Genomic DNA, 14,920 nt, shown 5'->3' with positions numbered 1-14,920 from the left:
GTGACGTGAAGCACGTTACGATGCCGCGTTATAGATTCCCGAGGAGTATCCCCATGGCTGTACGTCGTCTGATCGCCGTGGCCGTCGCGTGCGCCCTCGCCGCGGCCACCGCCACCCCTGCGCAGGCCCGCGGGACCGATGAACCGTACTGCGCGACCCACAAGTGCATCGCCCTGACCTTCGACGACGGTCCGGGGAAGTACACCCAGACGTTGCTGAAGACCCTCGCCCAGTACAAGGCGAAGGCGACGTTCTTCGTCATCGGGACGGAGGTGAAGAAGCACCCGAAGATCACTCAGATGATCGCCAAGGCGGGTCACGAGATCGGCAACCACTCGTGGGACGCCAGCTACCTGACCGAGCTGACGTACGCCCAGATCAACAAGAAGATCGGCGACAGCCAGCGACTGATCCAGAAGACGACCGGCAAGGCCCCGAAGCTCTTCCGCGCCCCCGGCGGGCTGCGCAACGGCGGAGTGGAGGAGATCACCGCCAAGTTCGGGCTCATCCAGGTGCCCGGCACGACGGCCACCAAGGACTACATCAAGGACTACCGGCACGTGGACCTGCTCACGACCCGGGCACTCGACGTGGCCGGCGACGGCGAGGTCGTGCTGATGCACGAGACCGTCAAGGAGACCGTGGCGTCCATGCCCGAGGTGCTCCAGATGCTGACGGCGGAGGGCTACAGCTTCGTGACGGTGTCCACCCTGCTGCAGGGCCAGGAGCTCACCCCGGGACAGGTATATCCCGACCGGTCGGGGACGGAGACGACGGCCACCGTCCACTGATCCTGCGGCCCAGCGCCTGGGCCGGCGTCTCCAGGAAGCGGTAGGTGACCCAGCTCAGCGTGAGCAGCGCCACGAGATAACCGAGCCCGAGAGCCGTCCGGCCGGTCGGCGGGAGCGACCGCAGGTCGCCCGCGAGCGCGTTCAGATACTTGAGCAGCGGGTGGTGCAGCAGGTAGACGGAGTAGCTGATCAGCCCGAGCCAGGTCAGCACGCCGGGGACGCGCCGCCCGCGCAGCGCCATGCCGAGCGCGAACGTCCCGCCGGCGAGGATCATCGTGATGATCCACACGTCGGGCTGCACCCACCACCACCCCGCCTGGATCGACCACACCGGCGCGGCGGCCACCAGCGCCGCCGCGGCCACGACCGGGCCGAGCCCGCCCGTCCCGCGCTCCCACCGGTACAGCGCCGTCCCCGTGAACATCACCGCGAGGATGGCCGCGCCGAACCACGGCACGTAGCTGCCGAACACGAGGAGCACGAGCGCCATCAGGCCCAGCGCGTACGCCGCGACCGTGCGGAACCTGCCGGTGATCAGGCAGCCCAGGCCCACGACGAACAGCACACAGGAGACGACGGCGGGCCACGGCCCCGGCAGCAGCGGCGCCGAGAGCACCAGACCGGCGCCGACCGCCACGAGACCGAAGGCGATCGCCAGCCGCCCGCTGCGCCGGTGCACGCCACCCACGAACAACGCCGTCACCAGCAGGTAGAACACCATCTCGTACGACAGCGTCCACATCGGGTCGGCGAGCGCGCCGGTGTGGACGACGTCGAGCAGCATGGTCACGTGCGCGGCCACGCCCGAGGGGTCCCGGGGCACCTCCGCACGCACCGGAACCCAGAACGCCATCGCGAGCACGAGCACGATCACCAGGAGATACAGCGGATACAGCCGGAAAACCCGGCTGATCCAGAACGCTCCCACGTCGCCCCGCTTCTCCAGCGACGCGGGAATGATGTATCCGCTGACCAGGAAGAAGACCAGCACGCCGTACATGCCGAGACTGAACCAGTAGGGGCGCAACGACGGCATGAGCCAGGGCAGCGCGTGCTCGGCGACCACCGCCATCGCACCGATCCCGCGCAGTGCGTCCAGCCAGGCCAGCCGGGTGACCTGGTGTGACGCGGCGGTGACGGGCTGAGTGGCTATCACCGCGTCACCCTATCCAGAGACGCCGGATCTATTCCTGTTGATCCAGGATCATTCCCACTCGATGGTGCCCGGCGGCTTGCTCGTTACGTCGAGCACCACGCGGTTGACCTCGCGGACCTCGTTGGTGATCCGGGTGGAGATGCGCGAAAGCACGTCGTACGGCACCCGCGACCAGTCGGCGGTCATGGCGTCCTCGGAGGACACCGGCCGCAGCACGACGGGGTGGCCGTACGTGCGCCCGTCACCCTGCACGCCGACCGAGCGGACGTCGGCCAGCAGCACGACCGGGCACTGCCAGATGTCGCGGTCGAGACCGGCGCGGGTGAGCTCCTCCCGCGCGATCGCGTCGGCCTCGCGCAGCAGGTCGAGGCGGTCGCGGGTGACCTCGCCGATGATCCGGATGCCGAGGCCGGGCCCGGGGAACGGCTGGCGCCAGACCATCGCCGGAGGCAGCCCGAGCTCTTCGCCGGCCCGCCGCACCTCGTCCTTGAACAGCGTGCGCAACGGCTCGACCAACTGGAACTTGAGGTCGTCCGGCAGCCCGCCCACGTTGTGGTGCGACTTGATGTTCGCGGTGCCCGTGCCGCCGCCCGACTCGACCACGTCCGGGTAGAGCGTGCCCTGCACGAGGAAGTCCACCGGCCCGTCGGCGAGGATCGCGCGCTGCTCGTCCTCGAAGACCCGGATGAACTCCCGGCCGATGATCTTGCGCTTCTCCTCCGGGTCGGTGACGCCCGACAGCGCCTTGAGGAAGCGCTCCGAGGCGTCCACCACGCGCAGCTTGACGCCGGTCACCTCGACGAAGTCCCGCTCGACCTGCTCCGCCTCGCCCTTACGCAGCAGGCCATGGTCGACGAACACGCAGGTCAGCCGGTCACCGATGGCCCGCTGCACGATCGCGGCCGCCACCGCGGAGTCCACGCCGCCCGACAGGCCGCAGATCGCGCGGCCGTCGCCCACCTGGGCGCGCACCGCCTCCACGGCGTCCTCGACGATGTTGAGCATGGTCCAGGAGGGACGGCAGCCCGCCGCCTCCAGGAAGTGCTTGAGCACCTGCTGCCCGTGCTCGGAATGGAGCACCTCAGGGTGGAACTGCACGCCGTACAGGCCGCGCGCGGGGTCCTCCATCGCGGCGACCGGGGTGGCGTCGGTGGCGGCCGTGACGGCGAACCCGGCAGGGGCGCCGACCACCGAGTCGCCGTGGGACATCCAGACGGTCTGGGCGGCCGGGAGACCGGCGAACAGCCGTCCCTCGTCGACGACCTTGAGCGCGGTCCCGCCGAACTCGGCGGAGCCGGTCCTGGCGACCTCGCCGCCGAGCGCCTGGGCCATGGCCTGGAAGCCGTAGCAGATGCCGAAGGTCGGCACCCCGGTCTCGAACAGGCCGTCCGGCACCGGCGGGGCGCCCTCGGCGTACACCGACGAAGGTCCGCCGGACAGGATGATCGCCTTGGGCTTCCGCTCCAGCATCTCGGAGACCGGCATGGACGACGGGACGATCTCGGAGTAGACGTGGCACTCACGCACCCGTCGGGCGATCAGCTGCGCGTACTGCGCGCCGAAGTCCACGACGAGCACCGTGTCGAACTCGGACACTGGAAAGGACCCCCATGAAGGCAGCGAGGCGGTAACGCCAGTCTATCGGCGCGGTGACGCGTACCGCCCGGCCACACTCACCCGTCGGGCGACGGAGGTCCGGTGATCTCCACGATGGGCAGGCGCAGCGCCCCCGGCGCGGACGCCGGGACCACTGGCCGTACGGGCGCGACCGGGGTGAGCCGCACGTACGGCGAGCCGGGGGCGGGGCGGCGGTCCCGCTCGCCCTTGTTCGGCCACAGCGCCATCGCGCGCTCGGCCTGGGCGGTGATCGTGAGGGAGGGGTTCACCCCGAGGTTCGCCGACACGGCGGAGCCGTCGACGACGTGCAGGCCGTCGTACCCGTAAACGCGGTGGTAGGGGTCGATCACACCCGTCTCGGGCGAGTCGCCGATCGCGCAGCCGCCGAGGAAATGCGCCGTAGCCGGGATGTCGAACAGGTCGAGCCAGGAACCGCCGGGCATGCCGCCGACCTCCTCCGCCGCCAGGCGTACGGCCTCGTGCCCGGCCGGGATCCAGGTGGGGTTCGGCTCGCCGTGGCCCGGCCCCGCCCGCAGCCTGCCGCCCTTCATGGACAGCGTGATCGAGTTGTCCTTGGCCTGCATGACCAGGGCGATGACCGCGCGCTCCGACCACCCGCGGTGGTTGACCAGCCGGGCCAGCACGCGTGGCCGCCGCAGCGCCGCGCCCAGGAACTTCAGCCACCGGGGAGCCCGGCCGCCGCCGTCCACGAGCAGCGTGCGCAGCAGGCCCATGGCGTTGGAGCCGTCGCCGTACCTGACCGGCTCGATGTGCGTCTCCGCGTCCGGATGGATCGAGGAGGTGATCGCCACGCCGCGGTTGAGCTTGACGCCCTTCGTGGCGAGGCGCTCGAAGCCGAGCAGCGCCTCGGAGTTCGTCCTCGTCAGCGCGCCGAGCCGGGGCGAGATCCGGGGCAGCGTCGTCGCCCTCAGCCGGTGGAGCAGGAGCTGGGTGCCGTACGTGCCGGCCGCGAAGACCACCTGGGCGGCGGTCAGCGTGCGGGTGGAGCCGAACACCCCGGTGCGCTTCACCGTGATCTCGTAGCCGCCCTCGACGGGCCGTACGCCGGTCACGGTGGTCTCCGGGTGGACCCTGGCCCCGGCCTTCTCGGCCAGGTAGAGGTAGTTCTTGATCAGCATGTTCTTGGCGCCGTGGCGGCAGCCGGTCATACACTCGCCGCACTCGACACAGCCGCGTCGGCGTGGCCCCACCCCGCCGAAGTAGGGGTCGTCGACCTCGGCCCCCGGCTCGCCGAAGAACACCCCGACCGGTGCGAGGCGGAAGGTGTGGCCGACGCCCATCCGCTCCGCGACCTTCCTCATCACCTCGTCGGCGGCGGTCACCGTGGGGTTCTCCACCACGCCGAGCATCCGTTTGGCCTGGTCGTAGTAGGGGGCGAGCTCCGCCTTCCAGTCGGTGATGTGGCGCCACTGCGGGTCCTCGTAGAACGGGGCGAGGGGCTCGTACAGCGTGTTGGCGTAGACGAGCGAGCCGCCGCCCACGCCGGCCCCGGCCAGCACCATCACGCCGTTGGCGCCGCGCAGGACGTGGATGCGCTGGATGCCCTTGAGGCCGAGCGCGGGAGCCCACAGGAAGTCCCTGGCCCGCCACGAGGTCTTGGGCAGGGTCTTCTCGTCGAACCGCCGGCCGGCCTCGATGACGCCGACCGAGTAACCCTTCTCAGTGAGCCGCAGCGCGGTCACACTCCCGCCGAACCCCGACCCGATCACCACAACGTCGTAATCCACAACCCCACCCATCCCATCCCCACCACCGTGATCTTGTAGTTTGTCGCACGGATGGCCGCTCACCTGGGCGCCTATTCGTCGTGATCTTGCAGTAATTCCGCGGATGACCCCCCGACCTCGTCTTTCGCATGTCGTGATCATGCAATCGCATGATCACGGTGGATGTCGTCCGAGGTGAGAGGCCGATAGAGAGTTTTTCTGCATGATCACGGAGGGTTCCGCTCCAGCTCAAGGCGTACGCCTGCGACAAACTGCAAGATCACGGCATGAGGGGGGCTTCATGAGGGGGGCTTTATGGGTGGGGTTATTTGAGGTGGAGGCGTTTCATGGTTTTGAGCACGCCGGAGAGGGTGTCGGCGTACTTGTCGTAGGTCATGCCGAGGATCGGCTCGAAGCCCAGCCACGTGGCCTGGCTCGACACCGTCTGGACCTCCGTGTACTTCAGCAGGCCTTCGGCCCCGTGGCGGCGGCCGAGCCCGGACGACCTCATCCCGCCCATCGGCGCGTCATAGGAGGCGTACGCCGAGCCGTACCCCTCATTGATGTTGACGGTGCCCGCCTTGATCCGGGCGGCGAGGCGGCGGCCCCGCGCGACGTCCCTGGTCCAGATCGAGGCGTTCAGCCCGTACGCCGTGTCGTTGGCCGCGCGGACCGCCTCGTCGTCGTCCCTGAAGCGGTAGAGCGACACGACCGGCCCGAACGTCTCGTCCCTGCAGACGGCCATGTCCTCGCCGACGCCGTCGAGCACGGTCGGCTCGTAGAAGAACGGGCCGAGGTCGGGCCGCGGCCGGCCACCCGTCAGCACCGTGGCGCCCTTGGCGACCGCGTCCTCGACGTGCGCGACGACCGCGTCGAGTTGCCGCTGCGAGGTGAGCGAGCCCATCTGCGGGTCCCAGTCGAGGCCGGGGCCGATCCTCATGTTCTCCACCGCCCGCACGAACTTGTCGCGGAAGGCGGCGGCGACGGCCTCGTGCACGTAGATCCGCTCGATCGAGAGGCACAGCTGCCCGGCATTGGTGAAGCAGGCCCGGATCGCGCCCTGCGCCGCGACGTCGAGGTCGGCGTCGTCGAGCACGACCATCGGGTTCTTGCCGCCGAGCTCCAGTGAGCAGCCGATGAGCCGCTTGGCCGCCTCTTCCGCGATCCTCCGCCCGCCGCGCGTCGAGCCGGTGAACGCGACGTAGTCGGCGCCGTCGATCAGCGGCTCGCCGATCTCCTCGGGGTCGCCGAGCACGACCTGCCAGATGTCGCGCGGCATGCCCAGCTCGGCCAGCAGGTCGATCGTCCACAGCGCGGACAGCGGGGTCTGGGTGTCGGGCTTGTGCACGACCGCGTTGCCGGCCATCAGGGCGGGGACGACGTCGGTGACGCCGAGGGCCAGCGGGTAGTTCCACGGGCTGATCACGGCGACCGTGCCCTTGGGGTGGCGCAGCTCGGTCGTACGGGTGGCGACCGGGAAGATGCCCTGCCTGCGCTTCGGCTCCAGCAGCCCGGCCGCCCGCCGCGCGTAGTAGAGCACGCAGCCCGCCACGTCGGCGACTTCCTCGTACGCGTGGCGGCGCGCCTTGCCCGTCTCCCACTGCACCACGTCGAGCAGGTCGGCGCGCCGGTCGAGCAGCGCGTCGTGGAGCCGGAGGAAGGGTTTGACCCGTTCGCGGACCGGCAGCGCCGCCCACGCCTCCCGCGCCTGCCCGGCCCTGGCGTACGCCTCCCGGACGTCGTCCCGGGTGGAGATCGGGACCTCGGCCAGGACGTCGCCGGTGAACGGCGCGAGGATCTCCCGCGTCTTGCCCTCGGAGGAGACGTGCGTGAGGATCCGGTCGACCATGGCCGCGTCGAGCGTCCGATTCATGGCACCCATGGCCGAAGAATATTCCGGAGCCTCGCTCCTGGCTACCGCCTGGTAATGGGCCGCTGGGCGCTCAGGACCGCGCGCAGCGTCTCCCCGAACTCGGCGGGGTGCGTGGTGAGCCCCACGTGGCCGCCGGGGAAGTGGACGAGCTCCGTGCCGAGGCGTTCTGCCAGGAAGGCGGCGGGACGATAGGGCAGCTCACCGACCGAGTCCGTGCCGGCCGCGAGCACGAGCCGGTCCGACAGCGCCGCCAGGCGGTCCACATCCGGCCTGTACGCCATGAAGCTCGGCACGATACGCCCGAGAAAGTACGACATATCCGTCAAGGCCCGGCCCGGCGGCGGCGCTATGGCCGCCGGGGGCTCGACGGGGTCGCCGGGCCTCCTGAGGCCGGCCGCGAACACCGCGGCCGCGGGCATGAGCCCCTCCCGGCGGAACGTGTCCGCGACGCGGGCGAGCAGCGCCCGGTGCTCGGCGGCGTCCGGCAGCACCTCGACCACCGGCGGCTCGTGCGCCACGACCCGCTCGACGCGCTCGGGGTGCGTGGTGAGCAGGTGCAGCGCGACGATCGCGCCGGAACTGCAGCCGGCCACGCGGGCGGGCGCGTCCGGAGACAGCAGGTCAAGCAGCCGCACCGCGTCGTCGGCGTGCCGCGCGACCCGCTGCTCGGCCTCCGGGTCGTCCAGGGGGCTGCGGGACAGGCCGCGCGGATCATAGGACGCGACCGTGTATTCGGCGGCCAGGCCGTCGGCGACCCCGTCGTAGGCGGCCGCGCCGCCCGTGCCGCCGGGGATCAGCAGGAGGAGCGGGCCGCTGCCGCGCACCTCGTAGCGCAGGGTGGCGCCGTCCACGCGCAGGCGGCCGACGATCGGGCTGGTCATGCGGGGTCTCCTTCGGGGCGCGAGGGCCAGTGCTCCAGGAGGGTGTGCAGGGCGTCGAGGCAGCGGATCCACGTGTCCTGCGCCGGGCGCTCGTGCGCGAACCCGCCCGCGGCCTCGAGGCTGGTGAAGCCGTGGAGCGTGCTGCGCATCAGCCGGACCGCGTCGGTCAGGTCGGGCTCCTCCAGCGCGTAGGCGCGCAGCATGCCGTAGGTCAGCTCGATCGCGCGTCGCGGCCCGGGAGCCCGGGCCACGAGCTCGGGATCGATCCGCATCGGGATCTGCGTCGCCAGGTATCGGCCCGGGTGGTCGTGGGCGTACTGCCGCCAGGCGTTCGCGTACGCGACCAGCGCGTCCTTCCCGGCCCGTCCGGCGATCGCCTCCGCGATCCGGAGGGTCTTCTCGTCGGCGGCGAGCAGCGCGATCCGCCCGCGCAGATCCTCCAGGCTGCGCACGTGCGCGTAGAGGCTGGCGTCCTTCACGCCGAGCCGCCGCGCCACCGCCGACATGGTCACGTGGTCGAGCCCGGCCTCGTCCGCCAGTTCGGCGCCGGCGAGCGTCACCCGGTCCGCCGTAAGCCCGGCCCTTCGCATCCGCCCATCCCTTCCTAGGACTATTAGGCACAACCTAGCAACCCTAGATCCCGGCCGTCGAACCCGTTTCCGATCCGATCCGTCTTGGAAGCATGAGGACATCGATCCGTACGGCCGGCGTTGTCGCCGCGCTGCTGGCCATGGGGGCCACCGGAGCCACGGCCTGCGCGGGTGGCCGTACGACTCCGGACTCGCCGCCCTCCCCCGCCGACCTGACCGGGAAGGTGCGGCTCGTCGCGTACGCGGGCTGCGACGAACTGACGGAAGGGCTGCGGCAGGCGGCCGCGCGGAACGTCACCCCCTGGGGCTTCGAGGAGAGCCTGCTCCTCATGGCCCGCTCCGATGTCGCCGCGGGCAGGGAGGCGGCGTCCGGGCAGCCGTCCCACTCGACCACCAACACCCACGAGGCGGGCGTGGACGAGCCCGACCTCGTGAAGACGGACGGCGAACGGGTGGTCACGGTCACGGCGGGCGTGCTGCGCGTCGTGGACGCGAGGAGCCGGAAGGTCACGGCGACGCTGCGGCTCGTCCCCGAGGACCAGTCGTGGGCCCAGGCCGACCTGCTGGTCCACGGCGACCGCGCGCTCGTGCTGTTCGAGGGTGGCGGGGTGATTCCCTTCGGGACGACGGCCAGGCCCGCGGACGGTCCCGGCGGCCCGAGATACGTCCTCGTGGACCTGTCCGGCGAGCCGCGCGTCCTCGGCGCGATGACCGTGCGGGGGCACCACGTCGACGCCCGGCAGACCGGCTCCGTGGTGCGGCTCGTCGCCAGGTCCCAGCCGGCGATCGTCTTCCCCCCGCCGAAGGGGAACGAGGCGGAGAAGGAACTGCTCGAAGGCAACCGTCAGGCCGTGCTGTCCGCCCCCGCGGACGCGTGGCTGCCGTCGTACGACGTCGAGTCCGGCGGTGTGAGCCGCACCGAGCGGGTCGCCTGCGACCGGGTCAGCCATCCCGAGCGCTTCACCGGGGCCTCGATGCTGACCATCCACACGATCGACCTGGCCGCCGCCACGCCGTTCGGCTCGCCCACGCCGATCGCGGTCGCGGCCGACGGCGACACCGTGTACGGGACGGCGGGCAGCCTATACGTCACCAGCAACCCGCTGTGGTGGGCGGCCCGCCCGATCGACGTGGCGCCCATCCCCGGCGCGACGGCCACCGCGCCCACGCCCACCGCTCCCCCCGAGCGCACGGAGGTGCACCGCTTCGACGTCTCCGCCCCCGGCGCCCCGCGCTACGTCGCCTCGGGATCGGTGCCGGGACGGCTGCTGAACCAGTACTCCCTGTCGGAGTACGACGGCCATCTGCGGGTGGCGACGACCAGCGGCGCGGAGGCGTCCGGCAGCGAGAGCGGCGTGTACGTGCTCGACGCCGGCACGCTCTCCCCGACCGGCTCGGTGACGGGCCTCGGCAGGGGCGAACGGATCTACTCCGTCCGGTTCATGGACGGCCTCGGCTACGTGGTGACGTTCCGCCAGACCGACCCCCTGTACGCGCTGGACCTGCGTGACCCGGCCGCGCCGAAGGTCACCGGCGAGCTGAAGATCACCGGCTTCTCCGCCTATCTCCACCCGGCGGGCGAGGGGCGGTTGATCGGCGTGGGCCAGGAGGCGAGCGATGAGGGCCGCACGCTCGGCACGCAGATCTCGCTGTTCGACGTCTCCGACCCGGCCGCGCCCGCCGTGCTGTCGCGGTTCCACCAGGAGCGGTCGGGCTCGGAGGCCGAGTGGGACCCGCACGCCTTCCTCTACTGGCCCGCCACCGGGCTGGCCGTGCTCCCGCTCGTGAACTGGACCGAGGGCGGGATCGCGGGGAGCGCCGCCCTCGCCCTGCGGGTGGGCGACCGCGAGATCACCAAGCTGGGCGTCGTCAGCCACCCGGGGCAGGCCGGCAGGAGCGGCTTCGCCCCCGCCGGCCAGGGCATCCGCCGTTCCCTCGTCATCGGCGACGACCTGTGGACCCTGTCCGACAACGGCCTCAAGGTCAGCGACGCGGCCACGCTGGCCGACCGGGCGTGGATCCCCTTCGGCTGACGGTCAGCTTCCGCTCCCCCGCGCCTTCGCGAGGTCGCGCGGGGGCGCGACGGGAACGATCTCCGGCGCGCCGAGGCGGATCGCGTCGGCCTCCTGGTCGGTGTCCTGCTCCTGGGAGGCCCGCTCCGCCTCGACCCGCTTGGTGTAGTACTCGACCTCGCGCTTGACCTGATCGCCGTCCCAGCCGAGCGGGCCGGCCATGAGCTCGGCGGCCTCCCCCGCGACCGCGGTGCCCCGGTGGAAGGTCTCGATTGAGATGCGGGTGCGCCGGGTCAGCGCGTCGTTGAGGTGCCGCGCGCCCTCGTGCGTCGCGGCGTACACGATCTCCGCCCGCAGGTAGTCGTCGGCGCCGTCGAGGGGCCGGCCGAGCGAGGGGTCGGCCTCGATGATCGCGAGCACCTCGTCGATCAGCGAGCCGTACCGCTCCAGCAGGTGCTCGATCCTCGCCACGTGCAGTCCCGAGGAGCGCGCCATGCGGTGGCGGGAGTTCCACAGCGCCTGGTAGCCCTCCGCGCCGACGAGCGGCACCTGGTCGGTGCACGACGGCGGCACGCGCTGGTCGAGGCCGAGCGCGACCGCGTCCACCGCGTCGGCCGCCATGACCCGGTACGTCGTGAACTTGCCGCCGGCCACCATGACCAGCCCGGGCACGGGGTGGGCGACGACGTGCTCGCGCGAGAGCTTCGAGGTCTCCTCGGACTCCCCGGCCAGCAGCGGCCGCAGCCCGGCGTACACGCCCTCGACGTCGTCCCTGGTCAACGGCACCGCGAGGACGGAGTTGACCTGGTCGAGCAGGTAGTCGATGTCCGCCCGGGAGGCAGCGGGGTGTGCCTTGTCCAGGTTCCAGCGGGTGTCGGTGGTGCCGATGACCCAGTGCCGCCCCCAGGGGATGACGAACAGCACGGACTTCTCGGTGCGCATGATCAGGCCGCTGCGCGAGTGGATGCGGTCGCGCGGCACCACGAGGTGGATGCCCTTGGACGCCCGCACGTGGATCTGTCCCCGGCCGCCGACGAGTTGCTGGATGTCGTCTGTCCACACGCCGGTGGCGTTGACCACCTGGCGGGCCCGCACGTCCAGTTCCGCGCCGGTCTCCAGGTCGCAGACCCGCACTCCGGTGACCCGCTCCCCCTCCCGCAGGAAGCCGATCGCCTGCACCCGCGAGGCGACGTGCGCGCCGTACGTCGCGGCGGTGCGCAGCGTGGTCATCACGTAGCGGGCGTCGTCCACCTGGGCGTCCCAGTACTGCACGGCGCCGGTGAACGCCGACCGCCGCAGCGACGGGATGACCCGCAGGGCCTGGCGGCGGGTCAGGTGGCGGTGCCCGGGCACGCCCCGGGTGAGGCCGAAGGACAGCCCGAGCGTGTCGTAGAGCACGAGCCCCGCCCCGATGTACGGCCGCTCCCAGCCCGCGTGGGTGAGCGGATACAGGAAGGGCACCGGCCTGACCAGGTGCGGCGCGATCCGCTTGAGCAGCAGGGCACGCTCCCGCAGGGCCTCTCTGACCAGGTCGAAGTTGAGCTGCTCCAGGTAGCGCAGCCCGCCGTGGATCAGCTTCGACGACCGCGAGGACGTGCCCGAGGCGAAGTCGCGCGCCTCGACGAGGCCGACGGAGAGCCCGCGGGTCGCGGCGTCGAGCGCGACGCCCGCGCCGACCACGCCGCCGCCGATCACGACGACGTCGAGTTCCTGCGCCTCCATCCGTGCCAGGGCTGCGGTGCGTTCCGCCGGGCCGAGTCGCGCCGTGCCCATCCTCGCCGTCATAAAGCTCCTTCTGTACCGCTTGCACCTGTGCCGAGTAAATCTACCCACGAGTAGCCACCCGGGAATCCATCCTTTTCGCCCACTTTTCCGATGATCTCCGGAAAGTCGGTGAACTCGTCCCCGCGCCAGGCGCTCGGCGGACGGCCGGAGCCGCCCGCGCGCCCGCTCCGGGACCCGCGGCGGCACTTGCGGGCCGTACGCGGAAGGATGGCGGCATGAGCGTGACTCTCTCCGATGCCCGCGTCGTCACTCCCGACGGCGTGCACGACGGCTGGCTGACCATCGAGGACGGCAGGATCACCCACATAGGGCGCGGACAGGCGCCGCGCGACGGGTTCGGCCTGGGCGGACGCACCGTCGTCCCCGGTTTCGTCGACATCCACAGCCACGGCGGCGCCGGGGGGAGCTTCCCTGAGGGGAACCCGGAGACCGCCGCCGAGGTCGCCGCCTTCCATCTCGGACGCGGCACGACCACCCTCATGGCCAGCCTGGTCACCGCCGCGCCGGACACGCTCACGCGGGCCGCCGCGTCGCTCGCCGACCTGTGCGAGCAGGGCCTGCTCGCCGGCGTCCACTTCGAGGGGCCGTACATCGCCCGGTCGCGGTGCGGGGCGCACGAGCCCGCGCTGCTGCGCGAGCCTGACCGGGCGGAGTTCCGGGCGCTGGTCAAGGCGGGGCGCGGGCACGTACGGATGCTGACGATCGCCCCGGAACTGCCTAACGCGCTCGACGTGATCAGGGACGCCGCCGCCGAGGGGATCGTCGCGGCCCTCGGGCACAGCGACGCCACCTACGAGCGGACGCTCGACGGCATCGAGGCGGGGGCGAGCGTGGCGACCCACCTCTACAACGCGATGCCGCCGCTGGGCCACCGCGCGCCCGGCCCGGTCGCCGCGCTGCTGCAGGACGAGCGGGTGACGGTGGAACTCATCAACGACGGGGTCCACGTCCACCCGGCCATGCTGCGCCTGGCCATGGACGCGGCGGGCGCGGACCGCACGGCGCTGGTCACCGACGCCATGGCGGCGGCCGGCATGGGCGACGGGCGCTACCCGCTCGGCCCGATGACCGTCGACGTCGTCGACGGGGTGGCCAGGATCGCCTCCGGCGTCTCCGGGGAGCCGGGCCCGATCGCGGGCAGCACGCTCACGATGGACGTGGCCTTCCGCCGCACGGTGCGTGAGGTCGGGCGGTCGCTGGTGGACGCCGCCCGCATGACCTCCCTCACCCCCGCCCGCGTCCTCGGCCTGGACGGCGAGGTCGGCTCGATCACGGTCGGCAGGTACGCCGATCTGGTCGTGCTCGACGACGACCTGGAGGTCGCCGGCGTGATGCGGCGCGGCGCCTGGGCCCGCCACCCCTGACCGGCGGCCCCGGCCCCCTCTGGTGGCGCGGCGCGTTCACGGGATGATCCCGCGGCGGCGGAAGCCGGCGAAGATGTCCAGGAACATCTTCCTGGTGTCGACGAACTCGTGGAATCCGAACCGCCGCGCCTTGGAGCCGTCCGCGATGAAGTCGTAGTCCCAGGAGAAGACGGCGTCGCCGAAGCGCCAGGACGACACCTCCTCGTAGGAGTTCTTCATCAGGCCGTGCCGCTCGACCATCGAGTCCCACAGCGGCCCCTTGTCCGCCATGACGACCTCCAGCGACATCGGGAGCGGCGGCGCAACCTCAAGGCCGAAGAAGCGGGCGATCTCCGGCCACATCTCCTCCCACCGGAAGAGATCGCCGTTGTTGATGTTGAACGCCTGGTTGGCGCAGGCCTCACTGGTCGCCGCCCACACCGTGGCCTTGGCCAGCAGCGTCGCGTCGGTCATCTCCAGCAGCGCGTGGTAGGCCCCCGGCCTGCCGGGGAACCGCAGCGGCAGGCCCAGCTCCCTGGAGACGGCCGCGTACACCGCGATCACCATGGCGAGGTTCATCGGGTTGCCGAGGGCGAACCCGCACACGACCGAGGGACGCAGCGCGGACCACGTCCACGCCTTGCCCCTCTGGCGTTCTTCGAGGAAGTTCTGCTGGTCCACGTTGAACTCCGGCGGCATGTGGTGGGGGTCGTCCTCCCGCGCGGGCGTCTTGAACGGCCCGAGATGCGCGCCGTACACCTTGTAGCCCTGCATCAGGCTGACGTGGCGCAGGCCGGGTGCGGCGGCCTCCACCGCCTCGACGACGTTCACCAGCATGGCGAGGTTGGGCGGCACCAGTTCCGCCCAGGTCGGCCGGTCCTGGTAGGCGGCGTAGAAGACGTGGGTGACGCGGTCGAGGCCGCGCAGCCGCTCCCGGCGGTCCTCCGCGTCCAGCAGGTCCACGGCGATGTGCCTGACCCGGCCCGCGTCGGTCCCGCCCCGCCGGGACAGGCCGATCACGTCCCAGTCTCCGAGCTCCACGAGATGATCGATCAGATTGCGGCCGATGACGCCATTCGCCCCGACGACGAGGGCGACCTTGTGGTCCGTGTCCATGGTCCAAGCTTCGGGCGGCCGCTGAGATT

The 14,920-nt window shown here is 71.6% G+C and carries 11 protein-coding genes; 3 read left to right on the top strand and 8 right to left on the bottom strand.

The window, feature by feature from the left end:
• Nucleotides 1-53 precede the first annotated feature (53 nt).
• Entirely contained in the window at nt 54-791 is a 738-nt protein-coding gene (locus tag HHX31_RS28380; protein ID WP_169951911.1) for a polysaccharide deacetylase family protein, read from the top strand.
• Here HHX31_RS28380 and HHX31_RS28375 read toward each other — a convergent pair.
• The 6 genes from HHX31_RS28375 to HHX31_RS28350 form a co-directional block, all read right to left on the bottom strand.
• On the bottom strand, nt 730-1,947 hold the full coding sequence (locus tag HHX31_RS28375; protein WP_311932278.1) for an acyltransferase: 1,218 nt from the start codon (nt 1,945-1,947) through the stop codon (nt 730-732). The two genes, HHX31_RS28380 and HHX31_RS28375, sit on opposite strands and share 62 nt — an antisense overlap.
• Nucleotides 1,948-1,995: 48 nt before the next feature.
• A complete protein-coding gene (gene guaA / locus HHX31_RS28370) occupies nt 1,996-3,543 on the bottom strand; it encodes a glutamine-hydrolyzing GMP synthase (RefSeq protein ID WP_169951909.1) in 1,548 nt (515 codons plus the stop codon).
• A gap of 77 nt (nt 3,544-3,620) precedes the next feature.
• On the bottom strand, nt 3,621-5,324 hold the full coding sequence (locus HHX31_RS28365; protein WP_169951908.1) for an FAD-dependent oxidoreductase: 1,704 nt from the start codon (nt 5,322-5,324) through the stop codon (nt 3,621-3,623).
• A 292-nt stretch (nt 5,325-5,616) separates the two neighbouring features.
• Nucleotides 5,617-7,173, bottom strand: coding sequence for a succinic semialdehyde dehydrogenase (locus HHX31_RS28360; protein ID WP_169951906.1), 1,557 nt, complete (start codon nt 7,171-7,173; stop codon nt 5,617-5,619).
• A gap of 32 nt (nt 7,174-7,205) precedes the next feature.
• On the bottom strand, nt 7,206-8,045 hold the full coding sequence (locus HHX31_RS28355; protein WP_169951905.1) for an alpha/beta fold hydrolase: 840 nt from the start codon (nt 8,043-8,045) through the stop codon (nt 7,206-7,208).
• On the bottom strand, nt 8,042-8,635 hold the full coding sequence (locus HHX31_RS28350; protein WP_169951903.1) for a TetR/AcrR family transcriptional regulator: 594 nt from the start codon (nt 8,633-8,635) through the stop codon (nt 8,042-8,044). Before HHX31_RS28350 ends, HHX31_RS28355 begins: the two co-directional genes overlap by 4 nt.
• A 92-nt stretch (nt 8,636-8,727) precedes the next feature.
• Between HHX31_RS28350 and HHX31_RS28345 the strand changes: the two genes are divergently transcribed.
• A complete protein-coding gene (locus HHX31_RS28345) occupies nt 8,728-10,668 on the top strand; it encodes a beta-propeller domain-containing protein (RefSeq protein ID WP_169951901.1) in 1,941 nt (646 codons plus the stop codon).
• Nucleotides 10,669-10,671: 3 nt separating this feature from the next.
• On the opposite strand, the gene HHX31_RS28340 is transcribed toward HHX31_RS28345, so the two are convergent.
• A complete protein-coding gene (locus tag HHX31_RS28340; protein ID WP_169951900.1) occupies nt 10,672-12,432 on the bottom strand; it encodes a glycerol-3-phosphate dehydrogenase/oxidase in 1,761 nt (586 codons plus the stop codon).
• A 215-nt stretch (nt 12,433-12,647) separates the two neighbouring features.
• Between HHX31_RS28340 and nagA the strand changes: the two genes are divergently transcribed.
• Nucleotides 12,648-13,796 carry an N-acetylglucosamine-6-phosphate deacetylase gene (gene nagA, locus HHX31_RS28335; protein WP_169951898.1) on the top strand — a complete coding sequence of 383 codons (1,149 nt, stop codon included), beginning with the start codon at nt 12,648-12,650 and terminating at the stop codon, nt 13,794-13,796.
• A 36-nt stretch (nt 13,797-13,832) separates the two neighbouring features.
• On the opposite strand, the gene HHX31_RS28330 is transcribed toward nagA, so the two are convergent.
• On the bottom strand, nt 13,833-14,891 hold the full coding sequence (locus HHX31_RS28330; protein ID WP_169951896.1) for an SDR family oxidoreductase: 1,059 nt from the start codon (nt 14,889-14,891) through the stop codon (nt 13,833-13,835).
• Nucleotides 14,892-14,920: the final 29 nt, after the last annotated feature.

It is taken from the genome of Microbispora sp. H11081 (assembly GCF_012999535.1).
Classification (GTDB): Bacteria; Actinomycetota; Actinomycetes; order Streptosporangiales; family Streptosporangiaceae; genus Microbispora.
The sequence above is the reverse complement of the archived record's forward strand: the minus strand, read 5'-3'. Positions and strand labels throughout refer to the sequence as shown.

Coding starts and splice junctions, on each gene's coding strand:
- HHX31_RS28380 (WP_169951911.1), top strand. CDS start 54: ATGGCTGTACGTCGTCTGATCGCCGTGGCCGTCGCGTGCGCCCTCGCC.
- HHX31_RS28365 (WP_169951908.1), bottom strand. CDS start 5,324: ATGGGTGGGGTTGTGGATTACGACGTTGTGGTGATCGGGTCGGGGTTC.
- HHX31_RS28360 (WP_169951906.1), bottom strand. CDS start 7,173: ATGGGTGCCATGAATCGGACGCTCGACGCGGCCATGGTCGACCGGATC.
- HHX31_RS28355 (WP_169951905.1), bottom strand. CDS start 8,045: ATGACCAGCCCGATCGTCGGCCGCCTGCGCGTGGACGGCGCCACCCTG.
- HHX31_RS28350 (WP_169951903.1), bottom strand. CDS start 8,635: ATGCGAAGGGCCGGGCTTACGGCGGACCGGGTGACGCTCGCCGGCGCC.
- HHX31_RS28345 (WP_169951901.1), top strand. CDS start 8,728: ATGAGGACATCGATCCGTACGGCCGGCGTTGTCGCCGCGCTGCTGGCC.
- HHX31_RS28340 (WP_169951900.1), bottom strand. CDS start 12,432: ATGACGGCGAGGATGGGCACGGCGCGACTCGGCCCGGCGGAACGCACC.
- nagA (WP_169951898.1), top strand. CDS start 12,648: ATGAGCGTGACTCTCTCCGATGCCCGCGTCGTCACTCCCGACGGCGTG.
- HHX31_RS28330 (WP_169951896.1), bottom strand. CDS start 14,891: ATGGACACGGACCACAAGGTCGCCCTCGTCGTCGGGGCGAATGGCGTC.